21 protein-coding genes are annotated in these 23,872 nt (G+C 38.9%); 15 read left to right on the top strand and 6 right to left on the bottom strand.

What is annotated here, in order from left to right:
- Nucleotides 1-84: 84 nt before the first annotated feature.
- From NQ540_RS08490 to NQ540_RS08470, 5 genes are all read right to left on the bottom strand, one after another.
- Nucleotides 85-417 (bottom strand): Imm59 family immunity protein, encoded by a 333-nt coding sequence (locus tag NQ540_RS08490; protein ID WP_005606224.1) that lies wholly within the window; start codon nt 415-417, stop codon nt 85-87.
- Between the two features lie 2 nt (nt 418-419).
- Nucleotides 420-2,390 carry a T7SS effector LXG polymorphic toxin gene (locus NQ540_RS08485; RefSeq protein ID WP_050755095.1) on the bottom strand — a complete coding sequence of 657 codons (1,971 nt, stop codon included), beginning with the start codon at nt 2,388-2,390 and terminating at the stop codon, nt 420-422.
- 184 nt (nt 2,391-2,574) lie between these two features.
- Nucleotides 2,575-3,315 (bottom strand): MerR family transcriptional regulator, encoded by a 741-nt coding sequence (locus tag NQ540_RS08480; RefSeq protein WP_005606222.1) that lies wholly within the window; start codon nt 3,313-3,315, stop codon nt 2,575-2,577.
- Nucleotides 3,316-3,685: 370 nt separating this feature from the next.
- Complete coding sequence (locus NQ540_RS08475; RefSeq protein ID WP_005606220.1) at nt 3,686-4,099, bottom strand: peptide deformylase; 414 nt, start codon at nt 4,097-4,099, stop codon at nt 3,686-3,688.
- A gap of 12 nt (nt 4,100-4,111) precedes the next feature.
- A complete protein-coding gene (locus NQ540_RS08470) occupies nt 4,112-4,657 on the bottom strand; it encodes a TetR/AcrR family transcriptional regulator (RefSeq protein ID WP_005606218.1) in 546 nt (181 codons plus the stop codon).
- Between the two features lie 136 nt (nt 4,658-4,793).
- Here NQ540_RS08470 and NQ540_RS08465 point away from each other — a divergent pair, with 136 nt between their 5' ends.
- Nucleotides 4,794-5,495, top strand: coding sequence for an ABC transporter ATP-binding protein (locus tag NQ540_RS08465; RefSeq protein ID WP_005606217.1), 702 nt, complete (start codon nt 4,794-4,796; stop codon nt 5,493-5,495).
- 14 nt (nt 5,496-5,509) lie between these two features.
- A complete protein-coding gene (locus NQ540_RS08460; protein WP_039848955.1) occupies nt 5,510-8,965 on the top strand; it encodes an FtsX-like permease family protein in 3,456 nt (1,151 codons plus the stop codon).
- A 335-nt stretch (nt 8,966-9,300) separates the two neighbouring features.
- Here the strand turns inward: NQ540_RS08460 and brnQ are convergent, their stop codons facing one another.
- A complete protein-coding gene (brnQ, locus tag NQ540_RS08455; RefSeq protein ID WP_005606215.1) occupies nt 9,301-10,617 on the bottom strand; it encodes a branched-chain amino acid transport system II carrier protein in 1,317 nt (438 codons plus the stop codon).
- A 168-nt stretch (nt 10,618-10,785) separates the two neighbouring features.
- On the opposite strand from brnQ, the gene NQ540_RS08450 reads away from it, so the two are divergent.
- From NQ540_RS08450 to NQ540_RS08390, 13 genes are all read left to right on the top strand, one after another.
- Nucleotides 10,786-11,724 carry a nucleoside hydrolase gene (locus NQ540_RS08450; RefSeq protein WP_005606214.1) on the top strand — a complete coding sequence of 313 codons (939 nt, stop codon included), beginning with the start codon at nt 10,786-10,788 and terminating at the stop codon, nt 11,722-11,724.
- A 232-nt stretch (nt 11,725-11,956) separates the two neighbouring features.
- Nucleotides 11,957-13,327: a serine hydrolase domain-containing protein gene (locus NQ540_RS08445; RefSeq protein ID WP_005606213.1), complete on the top strand. Its 1,371-nt coding sequence runs from the start codon at nt 11,957-11,959 to the stop codon at nt 13,325-13,327.
- A 13-nt stretch (nt 13,328-13,340) separates the two neighbouring features.
- The gene (locus tag NQ540_RS08440) at nt 13,341-13,703 is read left to right on the top strand and encodes a DUF2620 domain-containing protein (RefSeq protein WP_005606212.1); all 363 of its coding nucleotides are present in this window, start codon (nt 13,341-13,343) and stop codon (nt 13,701-13,703) included.
- A 20-nt stretch (nt 13,704-13,723) separates the two neighbouring features.
- The gene (locus NQ540_RS08435) at nt 13,724-15,028 is read left to right on the top strand and encodes a YhfT family protein (RefSeq protein ID WP_005606210.1); all 1,305 of its coding nucleotides are present in this window, start codon (nt 13,724-13,726) and stop codon (nt 15,026-15,028) included.
- A 12-nt stretch (nt 15,029-15,040) separates the two neighbouring features.
- Nucleotides 15,041-15,928, top strand: coding sequence for a phosphotriesterase family protein (locus NQ540_RS08430; protein ID WP_005606208.1), 888 nt, complete (start codon nt 15,041-15,043; stop codon nt 15,926-15,928).
- Nucleotides 15,925-17,022, top strand: a complete 1,098-nt coding sequence (locus NQ540_RS08425) for an aminotransferase class V-fold PLP-dependent enzyme (protein WP_005606206.1) — start codon at nt 15,925-15,927, stop codon at nt 17,020-17,022. The genes NQ540_RS08430 and NQ540_RS08425 overlap by 4 nt, the downstream gene beginning before the upstream one ends.
- A gap of 14 nt (nt 17,023-17,036) precedes the next feature.
- Nucleotides 17,037-17,960, top strand: coding sequence for a GntR family transcriptional regulator YhfZ (gene yhfZ / locus NQ540_RS08420; RefSeq protein WP_005606204.1), 924 nt, complete (start codon nt 17,037-17,039; stop codon nt 17,958-17,960).
- 13 nt (nt 17,961-17,973) lie between these two features.
- Entirely contained in the window at nt 17,974-18,342 is a 369-nt protein-coding gene (locus NQ540_RS08415; protein ID WP_005606201.1) for a hypothetical protein, read from the top strand.
- Nucleotides 18,332-19,486, top strand: coding sequence for an alanine racemase (locus NQ540_RS08410; protein ID WP_005606199.1), 1,155 nt, complete (start codon nt 18,332-18,334; stop codon nt 19,484-19,486). Before NQ540_RS08415 ends, NQ540_RS08410 begins: the two co-directional genes overlap by 11 nt.
- Before the next feature lie 4 nt (nt 19,487-19,490).
- Nucleotides 19,491-20,705, top strand: a complete 1,215-nt coding sequence (locus tag NQ540_RS08405; protein WP_005606198.1) for a phosphopentomutase — start codon at nt 19,491-19,493, stop codon at nt 20,703-20,705.
- Nucleotides 20,706-20,714: 9 nt separating this feature from the next.
- Nucleotides 20,715-21,731 (top strand): amidase family protein, encoded by a 1,017-nt coding sequence (locus tag NQ540_RS08400; RefSeq protein WP_005606197.1) that lies wholly within the window; start codon nt 20,715-20,717, stop codon nt 21,729-21,731.
- Between the two features lie 118 nt (nt 21,732-21,849).
- Entirely contained in the window at nt 21,850-22,311 is a 462-nt protein-coding gene (locus NQ540_RS08395; RefSeq protein WP_005606196.1) for a Dps family protein, read from the top strand.
- 151 nt (nt 22,312-22,462) lie between these two features.
- A protein-coding gene (locus tag NQ540_RS08390) for an IS3 family transposase (protein WP_223429364.1) occupies nt 22,463-23,811 on the top strand; the annotation gives its coding sequence in 2 pieces (ribosomal slippage) (nt 22,463-22,904 and nt 22,904-23,811; 1,350 coding nt in all).
- The last annotated feature ends 61 nt before the right edge of the window (nt 23,812-23,872 follow it).

Raw genomic sequence — 23,872 nt, 5'->3', positions numbered from 1 at the left:
TTCTATTTAAAGCAAGAGTTTACCAATAAAACATTAGTAAACTCTTGCTTCATTTTTTCTATCATAAAAAGGGGGAGTTATTTATTATTCTGTGACATCATCCCAGAGGGGGGATGGATAATACGGAGGGTGTCCAGTTTGAATTTCAAGTCTATTTAACTGGACAAAGGTTTCCATTTTTTTGATAAAAAAATGTTTTGCCTCCTCATAGTTCTCAAATTCCCATGATTTCCCAATAATATAGGAACGATCATCTCGACTATTAACTATAAATTTATTATTTTTATAATACAGGTGAATAGCCCAAGGCAAATTACTGTCCTCATCAAATAGTACATAATATAGATTCTCGTATCCATGTTCATGTATAGTTTTATCTAAGTCGGCTACTAAATTCAACATGTTAATTTCTGACATAATTACTTAATCTCCTTCACTAAACCTAAATCTTCATACAAACTAAGAGATGAAGCAAATTGAATCTGGGTTCCCCCTCCCTGACCAAATACTTTGGCAATTTTTCCTTTACGAATATTCGCCAAATCCTCTATGTCAAGGCCATAATATTCAAGAGATATCCTGATTTTCTCTTTTACAATGTCTGGGGCTTCTTTAAATGCTTGTAAAATATTCTCCTTAGTTAAATCTCTCACAATTTCATACTGATGGTAGACTTGATGATCTTCAGGATAAGGCAAACCTCGTGTATTAAACGGTAATTTTTCTTCGTTATCAACTGGACTGGCGAAACGCCCACCATTTGATCCAAAACGGTCAATCACTTGTCCAGCTTTTAAATTAGCCCGCTCTGTAATGGGGTTTCCAACACTATCTACAACAAAGCCATCTGTTCCTTTTGGTGGCCATTTGATTTTACCCTGTGCATCCACAAAAGATCTTGATCGAACCGGAATTTGTTTACCTTCAAAATAATCTGCTGAAAGATAAGCTTTTTTACCATTTGGCATAATTATGCGCTCTGGAAAATATTTTCCTTGTTGAGCATATTCTTGTCGTAAATAATTATCAAACTTCGAACTTTCTCTCGCCGCCTTACTAGCTTCTATATTCTCCAATACTCGATTTTTTATTTCAGGTGCTGATTCAACTTTTGGCACTCGAATCGTATTTAAGCTGAAATTCTCAGCAATTTTAGAAAATTTATATCCACCCACGAAGTTCCCTAATAAGTTCATCAACTGTGCGGTTTCTTCATTTCCACCAAGAAGCTTTGTACCATGGTAGGCTGCTTGACCAGTTGCTAAAGCTCCGACTGTTCCCCAGAAGAACTGCGAGATTCCTTGGGCAATACTTTGCGTCTGGGCAATCGGTATGAACACCCCTGTTGTAAGACTGAAAATTTGCCCCAAACTGTGGTATAACTCGCCGTTTCCTAAGAAAAGTGTATCTCGAATCGGATTTACCGCAAAGGATTTTCCGTCGCCAGACAATCCATAATAAATATTCTGTCCAGCTTCGATAGAATTTGAAGCCCCATACATGGACAAAGCCATTGCTCCAACCTTAAAAGCTGAGGTTACAATCGGTAACATAGTCCCACCCGACATTACTAGAGCACTAGCACCAGCAACAACCGTCAAGACACCAAACACAAGATTCATGAGCCCTTGCTTGGTTCGTTCTTCGGCATGAAGTGCCTCCATGCGCACTTGATCACGTTCGAGAGCTGCTTGAATAATGCCCATACGATCATTTAGTTGGGCTGTCACTTGTTCATAAGCTACCATAAACCGTTGTACAGAGGGTAGTTTTCCAAAGGCTCCCGATTGATAACTTTCAAGACTCCGATTTCTACTCGAATGTTCCGCTATCAAGCTTTTCGTTGCATCTAGTAATTCCTTAAACGCCTGCAAGTCTTGTCGAGCATGCATCTCTTCATATTGCGTAATGGATTCGTCTAGATGCTGGATATCTTTCATCAGCTTCTCATATGTGAATTTCGTTTTTGTATGACTAGTTCCTTGGTAATTCACTAATCCTGCAACTCTGAGTTTGGCAGCTGTTAACTGCTCCGACTGGTGTTCGAATCGCTGCTTAGACTTTCCTAGGTCTGAATGAAGCCCCTTATAGACATTCTCTGGTAATTCGGCATGGTTATGCGTATCGATTTGATAATAGCCATCTTTATACAGTAACAAACTCGTTGAATAGTCATTCATTAGTTGGAGAAAAGTTTGAAGAAGTGTTCCATGAACTTCTCTCATATAAGTTTGCGCACTCGTCATTGCCTTCCCTTGAAGACTACTGTTCCCCGCAAATCCTTCAACCGCTTTGCTTAGGTTTGTTATTGACTCGCCCCATTGTTGGATGGTTTGATTTGTTTGGCCATGCATGGAGGTAATGTCGTTAAATTTTACGTGATAACTCATTTATCATCTTCCTTAAACTGCTAAAAGTAAAATTATGTTTGTAAAAACGTTTGTTGCTTTCAATTGATATTATAGCATAATGAATTAAAAAAAATACGAGAATAAGAAGTTTAATGATATTAAAATAAGCAGTCAATGACTGCTTATAATTATGGATTATAATATGCTTAGGGAACGAATCTTTTTATTTCTTCTCCTGTGCGACATAGGCTTGAATCGCGTCGCAAGCGTATTGGCCTAGACCTTTGCCGTATTTATCGAGGTTCGTTCTGAACTCTTCGTTTTGAGCGTAGCCAAATCCGATGCTTGAGAAGACATCGATGGAGCAGTCGAATGCATAGGCGCACATGTGTTGGTGGAGTTGTTTGGCTAAGTCCACGTTCACAGCGTCTGTTGCAGGAAGGCCTTTTTCGATATTTTCAGCAAACGCGAACCAGATCTTGTTGAAGCCGTCTGCTATGATTTCTTCCTTGCCTTTTTGTTTTTCTGCAGTCTCGTTCAACACTGTTTCACCGTACTTTTCAGTCGCGGCCTGTTTATATTTTTCGTTATCTTTAAAGGTGAAGCCTTTGAATTTTTCTTCTGTTGTCATTGTAATTTTCCTTTCTTTTGACTCAATGGTCTTTTCTAAAGTGTCGATTAATGTTAGAAGACGTTCTTTTTCTTTTTGCATTAAAATCAACTGATGTTTCAAGTGAGGCAAGAGATCTTCCTCTTCTTGTTTCATGAGATTTTTGATGTCTTTTAGTGAAAATCCTAAATACTTATAGTATAGGATGGTTTGAAGGAGGGACAATTCCTCTTCACTATAGTAGCGGTATCCATTCTCATGTTTTTTAGGGGATAGTAAGCCGATTTCGTCATAGTGATGTAAAGTGCGCACCGATACACCACTGATTTCGCTCACCTGTTTGATTAAATACATATTTTCAACTCCTAACAATTTGAAGTATAAGCTATAACGTTACGTAAGGGTCAAGCCTTTTCTCTTTTTTTCTTTTTCTTACTATATGAAACGAAGAAGATGACACACCTCGCGTCGCAAGGAGGACGTCCCGCCTTCTCGGAACAAGTCTCCTTCTTCGTCCATTTAGAAGCGCAGTAAGATACGATTACGGAAATCTTGCGGACTCATCGTAGCAGTAATGGGGGATAGCAACCAATGTGAATTAGGGCGGGTTAAGGAACAACCTTTACCCGCCCTTTGAAGCTTGGTAGAGCTTGAGAACAAGGCTCAAGCCGTTGCCCCATTACAGCTATGGTGAAACAATCCGCAAGGATTGGAGTAATCGTATTTATATGAGTATACCTTCTAAGTGATCGATCTCATGTTGGATGACTTGCGCTGTGAAGTCGGTGAACGTTCCCGTATGCTTCTTGCCGCTTGGATCCGTGTAGGCTACTTCAATCGTTTGATAGCGCGTCGTTTTCTTCGTTCCAGTATGACTTAGACATCCTTCTTCTGTTTCATAGGGGCCTTGCTTCTTCGTAATACGCGGATTCAGCATCACCAAATCCATCGGTCCAATCGCTACAATAATAATGTTCTTCTTCACACCAATCATATTCGCTGCCATCCCCACACAACGGTCGCGGTTAGCGCGAAGCGTATCTTGTAAGTCGCGGACTACCTGAGCATCGGCTTTCGGATCGGCAACACTGGATTTTTGGCTGAGGAAGAGGGGGTCTTTCATAATATTTTTTTGCATGAGTTTGCTCCTTTATACTGACATTCTAAAAAAGATTTTTGCGATTTCTTCGGGACTTTCTACGCCACCTTTTTGAATCCAGTGGAAGAAAATCGCGCTATTACTATAAATAAAGACTTCTGCGGCATAGTCTTCCGGTAGCGGATAGACGGTCTTGATGGTCTCTTTAATCGGACCGATTTGTTTGGATAATTCCAGTAAGAAATTTCGGACTAGATGAGAAGTATAGTTAAACCGGTTGAGCGAGATGGCATGAATAAAGTCGAAATCTTCTTTTAAATACTCGAAGATTTTAACGATGGGCGCAAATGCTTCTTCTTTCGTTTTCGGCTGGTCTTTATTTAATAAGAAAATAATGTTTTGTAAAATCTCGTCAATCAGCTGGTCGATCATATCAAATTTATCGACATAATGCAGATAGAAGGTTCCACGGTTGATTCCGGCTTCCTTTGCTATATCGCTCACGCTAATCGCTTCGAAGTCCTTTTGTTTCAGGAGTCTCGTGAGCGCAACTTTTAAATCACTTTTCGTTGTGGTTTTACGTTTTTGAATCGTCATTTTTTAAACTCTTTCTTAAATCAACACATTGTTGAGTATTGTGTATTGTTTTTTCGCTAGGCCTATTATAAAGTATGAATGAAGGATAATCAACACGGTGTTCATTTAACTGCGTTGATAGAAATGAGGGATAGACATGGCTTATATCGAAATGAAGAATAGCTATAAACGGTATCATGTCGGAGATACAGAGATTATCGCGAATAATGATGTGAATTTTGAAATTGAAAAAGGCGAATTAGTAATGATTTTAGGGGCCAGCGGTGCAGGGAAATCCACGGTTCTCAATATTTTAGGTGGCATGGACACCAACGACGAAGGACAAGTCCTTATTGACGGCGTGGACATTTCGACTTTTGATGAAAAACAACTCACTTACTATAGAAGAGACGATGTTGGATTTGTCTTCCAATTTTATAATCTAGTGCCGAACTTAACGGCGAAGGAAAATGTGGAACTAGCGGCTGAAATCGTAAAAGACGCTCAAGATGCAGAGGAAGCCTTGAAGGCAGTGGGGCTTGAACACCGCATGAATAATTTCCCGTCGCAATTATCCGGTGGGGAACAACAACGCGTTTCCATCGCACGTGCGGTTGCCAAAAATCCAAAGTTATTACTTTGCGACGAGCCAACCGGAGCGCTCGACTACCATACAGGAAAACAAGTGCTTCAAATTTTACAAGATATGTCGCGTAACCAAGGCGCAACGGTCATTATCGTAACGCATAACTCTGCGCTTGCGCCGATTGCCGACCGCGTGATTTATATGCATGACGCGCGCGTGAAGAAAATGGAACTCAATCCAAATCCACAAGATATTCAAACGCTTGAATATTAGAAGGGGGGAGGACGTTGAATAAGAAGACATTAAATAAGGATATAAGGAACTCACTTCGCCAGTCGAAGGGCCGCTTCCTTTCTATTATGTTACTCATGATGCTCGGGGCATTTGCTCTTGTGGGCCTAAAAGTATCGGGGCCGGATATTGAAGACACCTTGAACAGCTATATGGAACAGTCCAACGCTGCCGATTTATTCGTGGTGGCAGGCTACGGGTTAAGTGGCGAAGACCAAGCCGAGATCAAACAAGAGAACGCTGATGTGGAGTTTGGTTATTTCGCCGATACGGTGATTGGCGATACTCCGAACGCGATACGTGTGTTCTCTCAGACGACAGATATTTCAACGTTCGAATTGGTGAGTGGTGAGTTCCCTACGAAATCAAATGAAGTGGCGCTTACCCAAACGATGGCGGATCAGTACAAGATTGGGGACACGATTCGTTTGAATGAATCCGGAAGTTCTACTCTACTAAAAGAGCATGAATTTACGATTACCGGGTTTGTGAACTCCAGCGAGATTCTCTCGAAGACGATTAAGGGCGTGTCGAGTGCGGGGAGCGGGGACCTTAGCGGGTTTGCCGTAGTGCCAAAAGACACCTTCGATTCTGAAGTGTATACGATTGCCAGACTTCGTTATCCGGATTTACGTAAATGGAAAACAACGAGTCGTGAGTATGCAGATAAGGTGGCGCAGTTGCAACAGGCGCTAGAAGAAAAGTTGGCTGACAATGGAGCGGCGCGCTTAGACGCATTGAAGACGACGGCCGACGATAAGATTTCAGAAGGTAAAGAAAAAATTGCCGATGCCAAAACGCAGCTCTCGGACGCCGAGAAGAAATTGACAGATGGTAAGAGTGAAATCGAAAAGAACGAAAAGACGCTTGCAAACGGTCAAAAAGAAGTAGCTGACAACGAAGCAACGATTGCATCAGGAGACGCGAAGCTAAACGCAGCGTGGAATCAGTTGGAAGCAAGCCGTGTGCAGCTCGAAAGTGCCCGTGTGCAAATCGAACAAGCCGTGGCTACTTTAGCCCAGAAGAAAACTCAGTTGGATGATGCAAGTACTAAACTAACCCAAGCGGAGGCGCAACTTGCTGCGAAAAAAGAGGAACTCGCCAGTGGAAAAGAGCAGCTTGAAGCCGGTAAGACGCAATTAGCGCAGGCCAAAGCGCAACTAGAAACAGGGAAGACAGAACTCGAAGCTAAAAAGACAGCCTTTGCACAAGGGAAGGCACTACTAGCTAGCGACCCGGCTGCGGCTGCGGCAAAAGGCATTACCAAAGCGAGTCTTCAAGCGATGGAGACAGCTTTAACACAGGCTGAAAACCAGCTTACTCAAACCGAAGCGACACTTCATGCCAAAGAACAAGTGCTTACTCAAAAAGAACAAGAACTTACAGCTGGCCAAACAGCGATTTCAAATGCTGAAGCGGAATTTGCATCGAAGAAACAACAATTACGCGCAGGGCAAGAAGCGTACCAACAAGGTTTAGCGAAGTATTACGCTAGTTACAGCCAGTACGTCGATGGGCTAGAACAATATCGCCAAGGAGTAGCAACTTTTGAAGCCAACGCTGGTACTTTAGAAGAAGGCAAGGCGAAACTAGCTGAAGCTAAGAAAACGTTAGCGGACGGCGAAGCTAAACTCTCAGATGCCAAAACGCAGCTAAAAGAAAGCGAAGAAACTTATAACGAGAAGAAAGAAACCGCCGATAAAGATATTGAGAAGGCTGAATCCGAACTTGAAAAGGCGGAAGTGGACGTTTCAAAACTCACGAAGCCGAAGTACTCTGTCTACACACGTTCGACGATGCTTGGAAGCGAAGGATTCTTCAACATGAAAACCACGGCGGAAGGAATTACGTCGGTGGGGAACCTCTTCCCGATTGTACTTTATGCCGTGGCGGCGCTTGTAACGGTAACGACGATGACGCGTTTTGTAAACGAAGAACGGATCAACGCCGGAGTGTTGAAGGCGCTAGGGTATGAAACGAAAGACGTGATGAAGAAATTTGCTGTCTATGGATTTACGGCAGGGGTCTCAGGAACAATTCTAGGGATCTTACTTGGGACGTATGCATTGCCAAGTGCTTTAGGTGCGACCTTGATGAAGGATACCGTATTGCCAAGCATCCAGTTGAATTTCCATCCACTCATCGCCGTAATTGCGATTATTTGCTCGCTCATCTGTAGCGTGGTACCTCCATTATGGATTGCCCGCCGTGAACTTCATGAGCAAGCTTCAGCGCTTCTCTTGCCGAAAGCTCCAGTGGCTGGGTCGAAGATTCTTCTCGAACGCATTCCGTTCATTTGGAATCGTCTCAGTTTCACGCATAAGGTAACGGCGCGGAATATTTTCCGTTATAAACAACGGATGTTCATGACGATTTTCGGGGTAGCTGGGAGCGTGGCGCTTCTCTTTGCAGGGCGCGGAATTCTCGGGTCACTAGACGGGATTGCGGATCGTCAGTTCAAGGAATTGATTACCTATGATGCGATTGTGTCAAAAGAGTCCGTGTTGACGGTTTCCGAACAAACAGCATTACAAAACTATTTAACCTCTTCAAACGTGACTGCTTATAGCGACGTCTATAGCGAATCGGTAACACGTGAGGTGCCAGGTGTGGACGATGAGCAGTCCGTGACAGTGCTTGTCGGGGAGGAAACCAACCTTTCTCCGTATCTTCATTTGAATGATGCGAAGACGAAGAAAGCTGTGACACTTCCAGAGGGTGGCGTGTTGATTTCCGAGAAATTAGCTAAACTCTTGAACGTGAAAACAGGCGACACCTTTACGCTTCCAAATAAGGACGGTGAGGATGTGACGTTAACGGTTGGAGGCATCGTAGAAATGTACGCTGGCCACTTCGTCATCATGACACCAGAAGTGTACGCCAAATTTTATGGTGTAGCGCCGCAAAACAACGCGATTTTCGTACAGTTTAAAGACAAAGACGCTTCTAGCGTACAAAAAGCCGCAGCAGACTTAATGGCTCTTGACGGGGTGAAAGCCGTTGTGCAAAACACGTCCATGGTGAGTCGTATCAATACGATTGTTGGTTCGTTAAGTCGCGTAATGATGATTTTAACGGCTGTGTCGATTTTACTCGCGGTGGTCATCTTGTATAACTTAACAAATATCAACGTAGCCGAACGGATTCGCGAGCTTTCAACGATTAAGGTACTCGGTTTCTTGAACAAAGAAGTGACGATGTATATTTACCGTGAAACGATTTTATTATCGGTGATTGGGATTGTTGTGGGATTGTTGTTCGGGCGAGTGCTGCATCGGGTGATTATTGAGACGGTGGCACCGGGGTTTGTTATGTTCAATCCCGCTGTCGGATGGTTTGTATATGTGTTGCCAAGTGTGATTGTGATTGTCATCTTGGTGGCGCTAGGGTATATGGTGAACCATCTCCTCCAACGCATCGATATGCTAGAAGCCCTCAAGTCTGTGGATTAGAAACTATTATATAAGCAAAGAAAAATCCTTACGGATTCATCAATAATGATTGTAAGTCGGGTACCGGCTGTAGCCTATGGTCTACAGCCTACCGAGCTTCAAACTGACTCTAGGAAATAAATTTCCAGAGTCAGTAATTCACATCGGTTACTAAACCGTACTACAATCATTATTGGATCCGTAGGATTTTTTTCTTTGCTTCTTTTGTGCCTACAGATTTGGGGATCTGCATTTGGAGCAGGGATTACCTATATCACATGGCAACCATATACAAACCGTCCTTTTTAGAGAGGGGCGGATGGGAAACAAAAAACGGAGCTGGGAGGCTCCGTTTTTTAATCGAATTCAAGTTGTTTTGGTTTTAAGATGGCGGATGCAATGGTGAAGAGGATGGCGCCTATAAAGGTTGGGACAATCCACTCAAGGCCGTATGTGGCTAGTGGGAGAGTTCCAATCCAAGTGGCAGCATCTCCTAGTAGGTTCCCGCCTAGTAGTTGTGAAAGTGTGTTGATTCCTTGTACAAGTCCAACGATTCCAGCTCCGACAACCGCTCCAAGATACGTCCAGTCGCATGGGATGTATTGGTCAAACGCTGAGAAGAGGATGAGTGCAATCACGATTGGGAAGATGAAGGTCAATATTGGCACGGCGAGGTTAATGAGTGAATCCACACCGACAAGCGAGATGATGAATTCCACTGCTACCGTGACAAGAATAATCTTCTTGTATTGCAATCTTCCTTTAGAGACTTCTTCGAAATACTGCCCGCAAGTGGTTGTTAGTCCAATCGCAGTTGTGAGGCAGGCGAAGCAGACCGCAAGTCCCATCGCAAGTTGTCCCCATGATCCGAGTAATGTTTTAACAATGGTTGTTAAAATAGCAGAACGTTGCGCAGTTGAGTCAATAACTGTGCTCATGCTGGCCCCGCTGTATGCTAGTGTTGAATATACGACAGCAAGTAGGACGAAGGCTACGATGCCGACGCCGAACATCATTCTGAATTGCTCTTTTCGATTTAAATACCCACGACGCGTAATATCTTTCATCACGACTCCGGCTAAGAGAGGAGCTCCGAGCACGTCCATGGTTTGATAGCCTTCTTTAAAACCTTGTGCAAATAGTCCACTTCCGTCTGTTGTGGCAAATGTTGCATTTGGTTGAAGGACGGCTCCGACAAAGATACAGAAGAGAATAAGTAAGAGAATCGGTGTTAAGTATTTTCCGATGGCATCCATGACGGAGTTTTCCTTGTATGTAATCCAGAGGACAATTCCGAAGAAGACAAGGGAAGTGATCCATTGAGGCGCATTTGGGAAATACGATTGTACGAAAATCTCATGCGTTGATGCTCCGGTACGTGGAACCGCAAAAATGGGCCCGATTAAGAGAACGCAGATAGCATTCAAGACGCCTGCAAAAACAGGGTGAATCCGTCGTCCGACCGCTAGTGCGCTACCGCCAAGAGTGGCCACGACCATTACGGCAACAACGGATAGCAGTGGGTCACTGATTAAAAATGCAAGAGTAGCAGTTCCCCAGTTTTCTCCTGCAGACACTCCTAGATAAGGTGGGAAAATTAAATTTCCGGCTCCAAAGAAGATGGCAAACAGAGCAAAACCGATAATGATAATATCTATGAATTTCTTTTTCATTGAACCACACCCTAACATTAAAAAATAATTAAAAATAGTTTAACATAAACTGAGAATGAATGCACTCGAAAACAAAACCAAACGTTAAATAAAATAGTTTCAATATCGTTCGTTTTTAGGTATAATAAAGCGTGCAAGAAAACCATTTTAAAGGAGCGTAACTCATAAATGCGTAAAGTTTATTTAAACCACGATGGTGGCGTTGATGATTTAGTATCATTATATTTACTATTAAAAATGGAAGATGTGGAATTAGTAGGGGTCGGCGTTATCGAAGCGGACTGCTATTTATTACCAGCGGTGGAAGCCAGCAAGAAGATTATTCATAAGTTCGGTTCTGAAAAGGACAAACAATTGAAAGTCGCTTCTTCAGACTCACGCCCTGTGAACCCATTCCCGAAAGAGTGGAGAATGCACGCTTTCACAGTGGACGCACTTCCAATTTTAAACGAACATAAACCAATCACGGTGCAAGATTCACCATTAAAAGCGCACGAAGATTTAATCCGTGCCTTAAAAGAATCGGAGGAGAAAGTGGATCTTGTGTTCGTAGGACCCTTAACAGACTTAGCGCGTGCGTTAGATCAAGACCCAACCATCGAAGAAAACATCGGTAAACTTTACTGGATGGGTGGAACCTTCCTTGATATGGGGAACGTGGAAGATCCTGAACACGACGGAACTGCGGAGTGGAACGTGTACTGGGATCCATTCGCTGCAAAACGCGTCTGGGAATCCAGCATTCAAATCGAACTCGTGGCGCTTGAAAGTACAAACATGGTGCCATTATCTCTGGATGTTCGCGACCGTTGGGCAAAAGAACGTGCCATCGAAGGCGTTGACTTCTTAGGGCAATGTTACGCAATCGTGCCTCCTCTTACTCACTACGTAACGAACTCAACATACTTCCTATGGGACGTGTTAACGACCGCTTCATTCGGGAAAGAAGACCTTGTGAAACGCTCTGTTGTGAACAGTGACGTGATTGTTGCTGGTGCAAGCCGTGGCCGTACTATCAAAGCAGAAAATGGCCGCCCAGTCGACCTTGTCTACCATGTCGACCGTGATGCCTTCTTCGACTACATCACCGATTTAGCGAAAAAATAATATAAATAGCTTCTGGCGCTCTCGAAAGAGAAGCGCCTTTTTTTATGATTTAGTATTATAAATAGCAGAATTTATCTAAAGAAAGGGTTTACAAAAAAATAAGATAGTATTATACTTGGCGTATAGATAAGGTACAAAAAAGTGTATTTTCATAAATGGGGGTGCTTTTTATGATCGTTTAAGGAAAGATAGTTTCTATTGTACAAAAAAATGTATATTGAACGGAGGAGTTATGATGTTAAAAAATTTTAAGAAGCAAGTGTTAATGATTAGCTCTGTAGTATGTGCATTAGGATTAGTAGGATGTTCAAATAAAGCAGTTCCTCAAAGTTCTGAAACAACAGTTGTGGCTGAGAATAAAGAAAACAATGAGTCGTCAAAAGCTCTTGAAAAAGCAATTGATGCAGTTGCTTTTTCTTATGTGAAAAGCCAATTAGCAGAAACAAACCCTAAAGCTACTCCTGGAGCGCAAATTGTTGTTTTAAAAGATGGAAAAATAGTTTTTAAAAAGAGCTATGGAACGATTCAAGCATTTGATTTTTCGAAGAATCCTGCTGAAAAGATTGAAAATCCTTCTGCAGTTACTGATGATACGCTCTTTGATTTAGCCTCAGTTACAAAAATTAGTGCGACAACTCAAGTTTTTATGCATTTAGTATATGAAGGAAAAGTGAAGCTAGATGATAAGGTAACGAAATATTTACCTGAATTTGGAAAGAATGGAAAAGAAGATGTAACAATTGGTCAATTACTCAGTCATACATCCGGTCTTCCACAATGGAAAGCAATTTATTTATATTCAAACAATCGACAAGATACATTGAAATACATTGAAGATCAAAAGTTAGAATTTAAACCTGGAGAGTATAAGTACAGTGATTTAGGCTATATGACTTTAGCGTTTATTGCAGAAAAAATTACAGGAGAAGCATTTGACAAATATGTTGCTAAAACGATTTATGAACCGCTTGAAATGAAAAATACGATGTTTAACCCAACTAAAAATGGTGTTGGTAAATCAAAAATTGCGGTAACTTCATACGGAAATCCTTTTGAAAAGATGATGATCGATGAGGTAAATTTCCCTAAATTTGGATATGACATGACAGCAGATAAAGAAGCGTTCGAAAAGTTCAATGGATGGCGTAATTACGAGCTCCAAGGTGAAGTGAATGATGGGAATGCTTTTATGGCAAATGAAGGATATGCTGGTCACGCAGGGTTGTTTTCTACTGCTACTGATTTATCAACCTTATATCAAGTTTTAGTAGATAAAGGAAAACGAGGAGATACGGTTCTATATGACGAAAAAACCGTGGAACTATTCTTACAAGACGTGTTTAAAACAAAATCAGGTTCAATTCAATCTTATGGATATTTAAAGAATGCTGGGTGGATGCAATCTTTGGCGGAAGATGCGATTGGACACAATGGATTTACGGGCACTTATGTAACAATTTCTCCAAAAAATAAGATAGTAGTAATTGTTCTGACCAATAAAATGAATAATGGACAACAAAAATCTGGAAATTATAGTAACACACACGATTTTGCTAGCGCAGTCAATTATGCAGTCCATAATGAATTTTTAAGTGAAAAATAGAGGAGGATGTTAGATGAAAAAAATTGTAGTTGGTGGTCAAATTGATAAAGAGGAAGTAAAAGCTTTAGTACTTCAGTATGGTTTGCCAGAAGATAGCGTGGAAGTGAAGAGTGATTTGGATGCTGCGATGGCTATTAAATCTGGGACAGCTGATTATTATATTGGAGCTTGCAACACTGGCGGGGGAGGAGCTTTGGCGATGGCGCTAGCTCTTTTAGGAAGAGATAATTGTGTGACAGTTTCGATGCCTGGAAAAATAATGCCAGAAGAAGAAATTAGGGAAAATGTTCGAAGTGGAAAGAAAGCATTTGGATTTACAGCGCAACATAAAAATGATGTTATCCCAATTATCATGGAAGAACTAAATAAAATTTAATAGAAAAAGAGGGAAAGACGATGGATAAAACTTTAGAATTAATAGTTATTGCGTTGCTAGGCGCATTGTGTTCGATTCTAGCGAATAAAGGAATCGCTGTTTTTAATGATGGGTTAAGACCAATTCTTCCAGAATATTTAGAAAAGAAGATTGGTAAAAAGGAATTAGCAGCAACAAGTTTTGCGTTGAGTTTTGGATTGGTTATCGGATTTGGTATTCCAGTATCGATTGGGGCTTCCATTATTTTAGTGCATAGTATTTTATTGATGACAGATATTATCGGTTCTTGGGCTCCAGAAGGAAAAATCGGGATGGTTGTATCAGGAGTAGTTGGAGCACTCTATGGTGTGGGACTTGTGTTAGGTTTACAAGCTGTAGTTGATTTGTTCAATATGCTACCTGTGAACTTTATGCCTGCACTATCTTCTGTAGGATCGCCTATTATCGTAGGGTTTAGTATTTTCCCTGCAATTGCGATTGCAAGCCAACATGGATTTAAAAAAGCAGCAATCACTCTATTAGCGACTTTATTAGCATTGTTTACAGTCAAACAATTTGGAACGATTAAATTAGAAGCGACTACCATTAAACTAAGTGCAGAAGGAATGTCTTTACTTGTAGGTATGATTTTCATGATTGTATTTGCAATGCAAGTAAAAGGAGATGGAAGTAATTCGAATGAGACTTTAGTGAGTGTATTCTTAGAACGTGTAAATAGAATTAAGAAAAATTGGCTTTGGTTATCACTTACAGGAGGTCTTGTATCTGCTTCTACTAGTTTAATGATTCTTGCTGGGGATCCAATTTCATTAAAATTATTAACTGAAGGAAAAATTAGTGAAGCTGCTTTAGCTGCTTTTGCTCGAGGTATTGGATTTATTCCGTTAGTCTTCTCAACAGCAATTGTAACAGGGGTTTATAGCCCAGCTGGAGCGACGTTTGTATTTGTAGTGGGGATGTTACTAAATGGTAATCCGTTAGTTGCATTTATTGCCGGTGCGGCATTGATGTTTGTTGAAGTTCAATTGTTAGCATTAGTGGCTAAAGGATTGGATAAATTCCCTGGAATTCGTGAAATGGGCGAACACATTCGTACAGCAATGAATAAAGTCTTAGAAGTGGCTTTATTAGTTGGTGGTGCTATTGCATCTGAAAAAATCGCACCTGGGATTGGATACTTCTGGGTTATCGGCTTGCTTCTTCTAAATAGAAAGGCTAAAAGTCCTATCGTTGAACTAGCTATCGGACCAGTTGCAGCAATCAGTTTAGGAATTATTGTTAATATTCTTTACATGGTTGGATTATTCACACCAGTTGCTGGATAGGAGATTGTTGATATGACGTTCATAGATGGAATTACTTATATGCACGAGCATACGACCATTGATTTATCTAGATTAAAAAATATTGATGATACTAATTTAAATTGCTTTGATGAAACAGTAGAAGAATTTAAAAAATTATATGCTGAAGGGGTTCGTAACATCGTAGATGTTACGAATCTTGATATGAGAAGAAATCCTTTATATGTTCAAAAGGTTGCTGAGCTTAGTAAAATTAATATCATTCAAGCGACAGGCTTTTATCAAGATAAATTTTTACCGGATTTTGTAACAGATGCTAGTGTTGAAGAGTTAGCTGATTTAATGCGAAGAGAGATTCTTGAAGGGATTGACGGTACAAATATAAAAGCGCAAATTATCGGTGAAATAGGAACTAGTAAAAACATGATGACTGATAGAGAGAAAAAGGTTTTTCTTGCTTCGTCAATTGTTCATAAAGAGTTGGGAATTCCGATTACCACTCATACAACTCTAGGAACATATGGTCATGAACAAGTTGCCTTCTTTAAAAAAGAAAATGTAGATTTAGATAGAGTCATTATTGGACATGTCGATTTAACGGGCGATGTAAATTATATTCTTAAGATGCTAGATGAAGGTGTCTATGTAGAGTTTGATACTGTTGGTAAAGAGAATTACCAACCGGACTTATTGCGAGTAGAAATGCTAAAAGAAATTGAGAAAAGAGGCTATGAAGATAAGGTATTCTTATCTATGGATATTACGCGGAAGTCAAACCTAGAATATCAAGGTGGAATAGGTTATTCTTATCTATTAGATTGTTTTGTTCCAATGTTACGAGAGGGAGGAGTCTCAGACAAATTCATCCGTAAAATGTTAGTGGAAAATCCTAAGCGATTTTTGGTAAGGAGTAAAAGATGAAAAGTTATCCTTTAAAAAGTTTAACAATCGCAGAAGCGCAAGAAATGCAATTCAGGTTAGTAGATGAGATTACTAAAGTCTTTCCTGGAAATGAAATTTTAACTAGGGGAGATTTAGGAGTAGTTAAAGGTCTGAATCAACCTGTGTATACAAGAAAGGTCGAAAAAGTTATAGCAAACTTTTTTGACGCCGACGAAGCGCTGTTAGTTAGAGGGTCAGGAACAAATGCTATAAGACTGGCGTTACATGCGGGTGTTAACCGTAAAAAGAAAATATTAATTCATAATGCACCTATTTATCCAACAACGAATGTGAGTTTTGAGATGTTAGGTATCGCATATGAAAAAGTGGACTTTAATGATTTAAATGCTCTGAAAGATATCATTAAAAGTAAAGAAATAACGTCAGCTCTGGTTCAAGTTACGAGACAACTTCCATCTGATTCATATGAAACAGAAACAGTTATTAAAACAATTAAAGAGTTGCGCCCTGATATATTTGTGATTACAGATGATAACTACTCTGTTTTTAAAACAGAAAAGATTGGGGTTCAATATGGAGCGGATATTTCTTGTTTTTCAACATTTAAGCTCTTAGGTCCAGAAGGAATAGGTTGTTTAGTAGGAAATTCCGAATCGCTACAAAGCTTGAAAAAAGAAAACTATTCTGGTGGAGGACAAGTGCAGGGACATGAAGCTCTAGATGTTTTAAAAGGGATGATATATGTTCCGGTTTCTCAAGCTATTTCCGCTAAAGTTGGCGAGGAAGTATGTGAATCGCTAAATCAGGGGACCTTAGATATGGTTAAAGAAGCCTCTATTGTGAATGCACAATCGAGAGTTTTGATTGTAGAATTAAAAGAACCGATTGCTGAAGCGGTGATTGAGGAAGCGACGAAGTTAGGTGCGTTGCCGTATCCTGTAGGAGCTGAATCTCAATATGAGTTTTGCCCTTTGTTTTATAGAGTTTCCGGCACTTTTAGAAATGCGGATCCAACAGCAGAAAAGCGTTTGATCCGAATTAATCCGAATCGCTCTGGGGCTAAAACTATTATAAGAATATTGAAAGAATCTATAGAAAAAGTGAAAGAATAAATAAGAGGAAGAGTATGGTAGAAAAGTTTTTAATGAAAAAAGGTCAAGTAATCAATGCTATTGCATCTGATTTCTTAAAGAAATCGGTAGGAGATAAGGTGCCTAGTATTTCTGAATATCAAGAAGATTTAGAAGTAGCTCGTGGGACCGTTCAAAATGCGATTTCTTATTTAAAAAGTGAGGGGGCCTTTAAATTAATCAGCAAAGGACACCAAGGTTCGTTTATTTCAGAAATTAATTATGAAATATTACAATCTTATGCATTGTCAGAAACGGTTCTTGGGACTATGACGTTGCCATACTCTAAACTCTATGAAGGTTTAGCAACCGGAATTTACGAAGAATTCCGCAATAACCATATTCCATTGAATTTAGGTTATATTCGTGGGTCTAAAGAAAGAATTAAAGCAGTTACGAGTAAGTTTTATCGTTTTGCAATTGTTTCTAAATTTGCTGCTAAACAAGCTATTCATAATCGCGAACCGTTAGAAGTAGCACTAGACTTCGGTAAAAATAGTTATTTAAGTGAGCACGTTGTTGTCTTTTCTAGTGAAAATACTGATAAGACTATTGAAAGTAAGAAGGTAGCTATTGATTATAATTCAATCGACCAATATCTACTAACTGAAGAAGTTGTAAAAGGTAAAAATGTTCAATTAGTTGAAATGCCTGGATTTCAAATTCTAACAGCGCTAAGAAAGGGAATTGTAGACGTTGGTGTTTGGAATTTAGATGAATTAATGGATAAAGATTATTCCGATTTAAGCTATTCGAAAATAAAACACAATCAGTGGATTGATGATATGACATCTGCAGTTGTTGTAGTTCATAAAGATGATGATTCGCTTATGGCGTTCTTTAATCAAAGTGTAGCTGCAGATAAAATAATTGAGATTCAAGAAAAAGTGAAAAATAATGAGATGATTCCTCAATATTAAAAGGGGTGAGTTCATGCTAGAAGAGAAATTAGATGTTCTGGTAGTGGCGGATGTTATAGATGAAGATACAAAAAAATATATATTGAAGGCTAGTGACTTTTTTCGAAATGAAATGAAGATTAATGATGACACGAAGGTCGAAGTATTTCTTATTCATTTAGCGATGGCTGAATCGAGACGCAGAAAAAATGAAGTGTTGGATGCCAAAATGGAAGAAATCATTCGAAATGAAGTTAATAACCATCATAATTTTGCTGAATGTAAAGAATTTTGGAGCCGCTTATCAAATTATATCGGTGAAGAAGTTTATTCAGAGAATGAATTAGAGTTTATTTATCTTCATTTATTGAATTTGTTAGAAGGTGACAAAGATGTTTCTTGATCTTGTGAATAGAAGAAATCGATCTTTAGTCGATTTTGCAGTCAAGCTTCATCAAGATGGTGAAATCCTCCCAGATACTTATGTGGTTGATTTAGATGCGGTTATCCAAAACGCAAAATATATGTCTGAAATCGCAAATAAAGAAAATGTTGAGCTTTATTATATGCTTAAACAGATTGGAAGAAATCCATTTATAGCAAGGGCGCTTGCTGAAAATACAGATATAAAAAAGGCTGTTGTTGTTGACTATAAAGAAGCTTTGCGGATGATGGAAGAGGGATTGTCTTTAGGGAATGTGGGACATCTAGTACAAATTCCGGATGCCTTGTTGGAGAAAATCATTTCTTATGGAACAGATTACATTACGGTGTACTCACTTGAGAAAGTACAGCAGATTATTCGTGTTGCGAATCGATTAAAAAAACATCAGAAGTTTTTGTTGAAAGTTATTGAGAAAGGCGACAATATTTATGATGGCCAATACGGTGGCTTTCATCTGTCCGATTTAAATGAGGTTATTGCTATTGTTGAGGCGTCTGAATGGGTAGAAATAGGTGGACTCACTTCGTTTCCTTGTTTTTTATTTGATGGTAAAGAAAATATTATTCCAACAAATAACATGAAAACAGTAGAAAAAGCAAAAGAAATTCTTGAAAAAGAAGGAATTCAATCAATCTTAAATATGCCATCTGCTACTTGCTCAGTGACAATACCAGAAATTCGAAAATTAGGAGGTCACCAAGGAGAACCGGGGCATGCTTTGACGGGAACCACTCCGCTTCATGCTGTTCTGGATTTGCCAGAAATTCCTGCCTTAGTGTATGTTAGCGAAATCTCTCATAATTTAGATGGCCGTTCATATTTTTATGGTGGAGGATATTATAGGCGAGGTCATTTTGAGAATGTGGAAGTTGTTAATGGAGATAATGTTGTTTTTGATACAGTTCTTCCTCTGAAAGATGAGAGTATTGATTATTATATTGAGACTAAAAATGAGCATCCAGTTGGAGCAACAGTGATTGGTTCTTTTAGAACACAGATTTTTGTTACTCGAAGTGATTTAGCTATTGTTTCAGGACTACAGAGTGGGAAACCACATTTAGTTGGAATCTATGATAGTTTGGGAAATAAAGTGAGAAGGTGAAAAAATGGGAAGATTTGTTCTCATTGTTTTAGATAGTTTTGGTGTAGGAGCAATGGATGATTGTGTAGAGGTAAGACCTAGAGATGTTGGAAGTAATACAGCAAAACATATCATTCAATCAAAACCTGATATAAAAATTCCTACGTTAGAAAAATTAGGACTTATGAACGCTATTGGTGAGGAAGTCGGAGAACATAAATTTTCGGATACGGCTAATTATGGGATAGCCAATTTAACTCATTATGGAGCAGATTCTTTTTTAGGACATCAAGAAATAATGGGGACTACTCCGAAAGTTCCGTTGATTCAACCGTTTAATGAAAAAATAGATGAAGTTGAAAATAATCTATTAAAATATGGTTATAAAGTTAGACGCGTTGGAGATCCGGGATTACAAATTCTTGTTGTGAACGAAGTAGCAACAGTAGGTGATAATTTAGAAACAGATTATGGACAAGTTTATAATGTTTCAGCTTGCTTAGATTTAATTAGCTTTGAAGAGTTAAGTAAGATTGGGCATGTTGTTAGAGAGGTTGTTCAAGTATCAAGGGTTATCACTTTTGGAGGAGAACAAATTACGCTGGATAACCTTTTACGAGCTAGAAAAGTGAAGAATGACAAGATAGCAGGGGTAGATGCTCCAGAGTCAGGAGTTTATAATCACGGATATCAGGTAGTTCATTTAGGGTATGGAATTGATAAGAATGTTCAAATACCGACGATTTTAGATAAGAAAGGAATTACAGTTTCTTTCTTAGGTAAGATAGCGGATATCATACAAACAACAAGCACAAGACTTTTCCCTGGTGTCGACTCTGAATATTTGTTTGATTGTTTAATGGGAGAAGTTAAGAGCATTGAAAATGGTTTTATTGCATTAAATATTCAAGAAACCGATTTGGCTGGTCATGCTGAAGATGTGGAGAGATATGCAGATCGGTTAGAAGTGAGCGATAAACGCATTGCTGAATTACTTCCTCAGTTAAATGTCGGAGATATTTTAATTGTGATGGCGGATCACGGGAATGATCCAACAATTGGGCATAGTAATCATACGAGAGAAAGAGTCCCTCTTCTGATATACAGTCCTGGTATTACAGGGAAATATGTTGGAGAACGTGATACTATGGCTGATGTTGCTGCTACTGTTGGAGAATACTTTAATGTGGATTCTCCGCAGCATGGACATTCCTTCTTAAATAGAATTTTTGAAAAATAGGTTTTTACTATGGAAAAAATACAAAAATACGCTTATAAAACAATGCTTGCGATGAAGAATCCGTTAAAATCAGTAGATAGGGTATATCCCTTGGCTTTTGATGAGATTTCTAATCATGATGGGTATTATTTTGGAGTAAAAATTAGTCTATATCTAACGAATGAGATGGAAGAAAAATTGAATCAATGTTCGTACTATCTGCATACTCGAGATCAATCTAGTTTAGGTGGTCGTGCAATTGATATTAATCTAAAAAATCCAATAACCGGTTTACCTATGACAGGGTCTTCAAGTGGAACAGCAATCAATGTCTTCTTAGGGATAAATGATATAGGAATGGGCACAGACGGTGGAGGTTCAGTTCTAGCTCCAGCTGTTTCTCTAAATTTATTTTCTGTGATTGATCCATTATTGTTTTACGAAGAACGAAAAAAAGAAAATGAGAAAGTATCAACCGATGGGATTTCGTTTATGCCATCTATAGGTTTAATCTCCAGAAATCTAAAATTACTTCGAGAATTATACTTAAAATTAAGAGTTTTAGAAGATTCTAATCAAAGAGTAAAGATACTAGTAGACGACAAAAATATCTGTGACTTGTTTAATGATGAAGAAGTAGACTTAGATACATTCGAAGGGAAGTATACTGATGAACGTTTAGAGCTGATAGAAACCACAAAAAGACGGTTAGAAAAATATGATATTATTGTTAGTAAAGAAGGTCCCGTAGATTTAAATGGGTTTGGAGATACTGTTTTTGGACATTTTGATGATAAAACTAAAAAAATTCAGATTGATGCCAATAAAGGATTCCTTCGAATAGCCAATATGACAAACTGTTTTGCTTTAACTGTTCCCAGTGGAGAATTGTCTACAGCCTATGTGATTTTATGTAATGCTCATAATGAAGTAGCGATAAAAAAATCTTTTACCATTGCAGAAAATTTATACACAGAGAATGATGAACTGTCAGAGAGATACTTTTTGAATTATAAGAATTACTTTATAAATGGGTATAGTAACTAGAAGGGGTAGAAAAATCTATCCCTTTTTCTGTACTCGTCTATTGACAATCTACTGAAATGGGGCTATACTATATTCATAGTTTAGAATAATTCTAAACTAGAAACAGGAGGTAATAGATATGTCAAAAGAACAAACAAAACAAGTATTAAATCAATTAGTGGCTGATTTAAGCCAACAATCAGTAATCGTACACCAAGCTCACTGGTACATGCGCGGAGCTACTTTCATCACAATGCATCCATTAATGGATCAACATATGGAAATGTTAGATGCTCAATTAGATGAAGTATCAGAACGTTTAATCACATTAGGTGGAGCACCTTATTCAACATTACGTGAATTTACTGAAAACACTAAGATTGCCGATGCTAAAGGAAACTACAGCGACAGCATGGAAGACCGTATCCGTCATTTATTAGTAGGATACCGTTACTTAATCGACCTTTACCAAAAAGGTATTGAAGTAGCTGGCGAAGAAGGCGACGATGTTACACAAGATATCTTCACTGGTGCAAAAGGTGCATTAGAAAAATTAGTTTGGATGCTTACAGCAACAATCAACGAAGCACCAGGTTTATAATTTTTGAAGACTCTAGGGCTGGGCAGTTTGTCCGGCCTTTTTCTTTTGTTCAAATTTTTGAAAATTATCATATATGATAATTAACATATATGATAATTTGAAGTGCACCCCAAAAGTTAGACAGAAAATCTAACTTTTGGGGTGTTTTTTTATGAAATTAACTTATGAGGATAAAATTCAAATTTACGAACTCAGAAAACAAGGAGTTAGCTACGCACGACTTGCGGATACGTTCGGTATAAATGCGAGAAATCTTGTCTATATGATTAAATTGATTGATCGTTATGGTTTAGAGATAGTAAAAAGAGGGAAGAATATTTATTATCCTCCAGAAATAAAACAAGAAATGATTGATAAAGTCTTACATAAAGGTTTGAGTATAGAAAAAGTTTCTCTTGAATACGGTCTTCCAGGTCCTGCGATGCTTTATAACTGGCTCGCACAATACAAGAAAAATAAGTATACTATTGTTGAGAAAACAAGAGGGAGACTACTTAAGATGGGACGTAAGCCAAAGAAAAAACCAGAAGAGATGACAGAACTAGAACGCCTTCAGGCTGAAAATGAGTATTTAAGAGCGGAGAATGCCATTCTAAAAAAGTTGAGAGAACTCCGCTTGAAGGAGGAAAAAGAGAAAGAAGAAAGACACAGATTGTCAGAGAGTTAGTGCCAGAGTTTCCTTTAGATATTCTTCTAAAGATTATTAAACTTGCTCGTTCAACTTACTACTATCACTTAAAGCAGCTAAACCTAGAAGATAAGAATCAGGCCGTAAAAAACGAAATAGAAACTATTTATAACGAGCATAAAGGAAATTATGGCTATCGTCGTATTACTCTTGAACTTAGAAACCGTGGTTTCATCGTAAACCATAAAAAGGTACAGCGCCTGATGAAAATGTTAGGTCTAAGGGCTCGTATTCGCAGAAAACGTAAGTACTCTTCTTATCATGGAACCGTTGGAAAGAGAGTTGGAAACATTATTCAACGCCAATTTGAAGCTTCAAAACCGATGGAAAAGTGCTATACAGACATTACGGAATTTTCTATCCCAACAAGTAACAAAAAACTATATTTATCACCAATTTTAGATGGTTATAACAGCGAAATTATAGCTTATTCCCTTTCGTCTTCACCAAATTTAGACCAATTAAAAGATATGTTAAAACAAGCTTTTAGAGAAGAACAATACGAGAGTACTATTCTCCACAGTGATCAGGGATGGCAATATCAGCATGAGTTTTATCATAGTTTTTTAGAAGATAAGGGAATTCAGCCATCTATGTCCCGTAAGGGTAATAGTACTGACAATGGCATGATGGAATCGTTCTTTGGCATTCTTAAATCAGAGATGTTTTTTGGCTATGAGCAGACATTTAAGTCTATAAAGGAACTTGAGGGGGCAATCGTCGACTATATTGATTATTACAACAACAAACGAATCAAAGTAAAATTAAAAGGACTTAGTCCTGTGCAATACAGAACTAAATCCTTTACTTAAATTAATTGTCTAACTTTTTGGGGTCAGTACAAATTACCAAATATGGTAATTTCATCCATGC

It is taken from the genome of Granulicatella adiacens ATCC 49175 (genome assembly GCF_025150565.1).
Lineage (GTDB): Bacteria > Bacillota > Bacilli > Lactobacillales > Aerococcaceae > Granulicatella > Granulicatella adiacens.
This window is presented reverse-complemented; position numbering and strand designations above follow the sequence as displayed.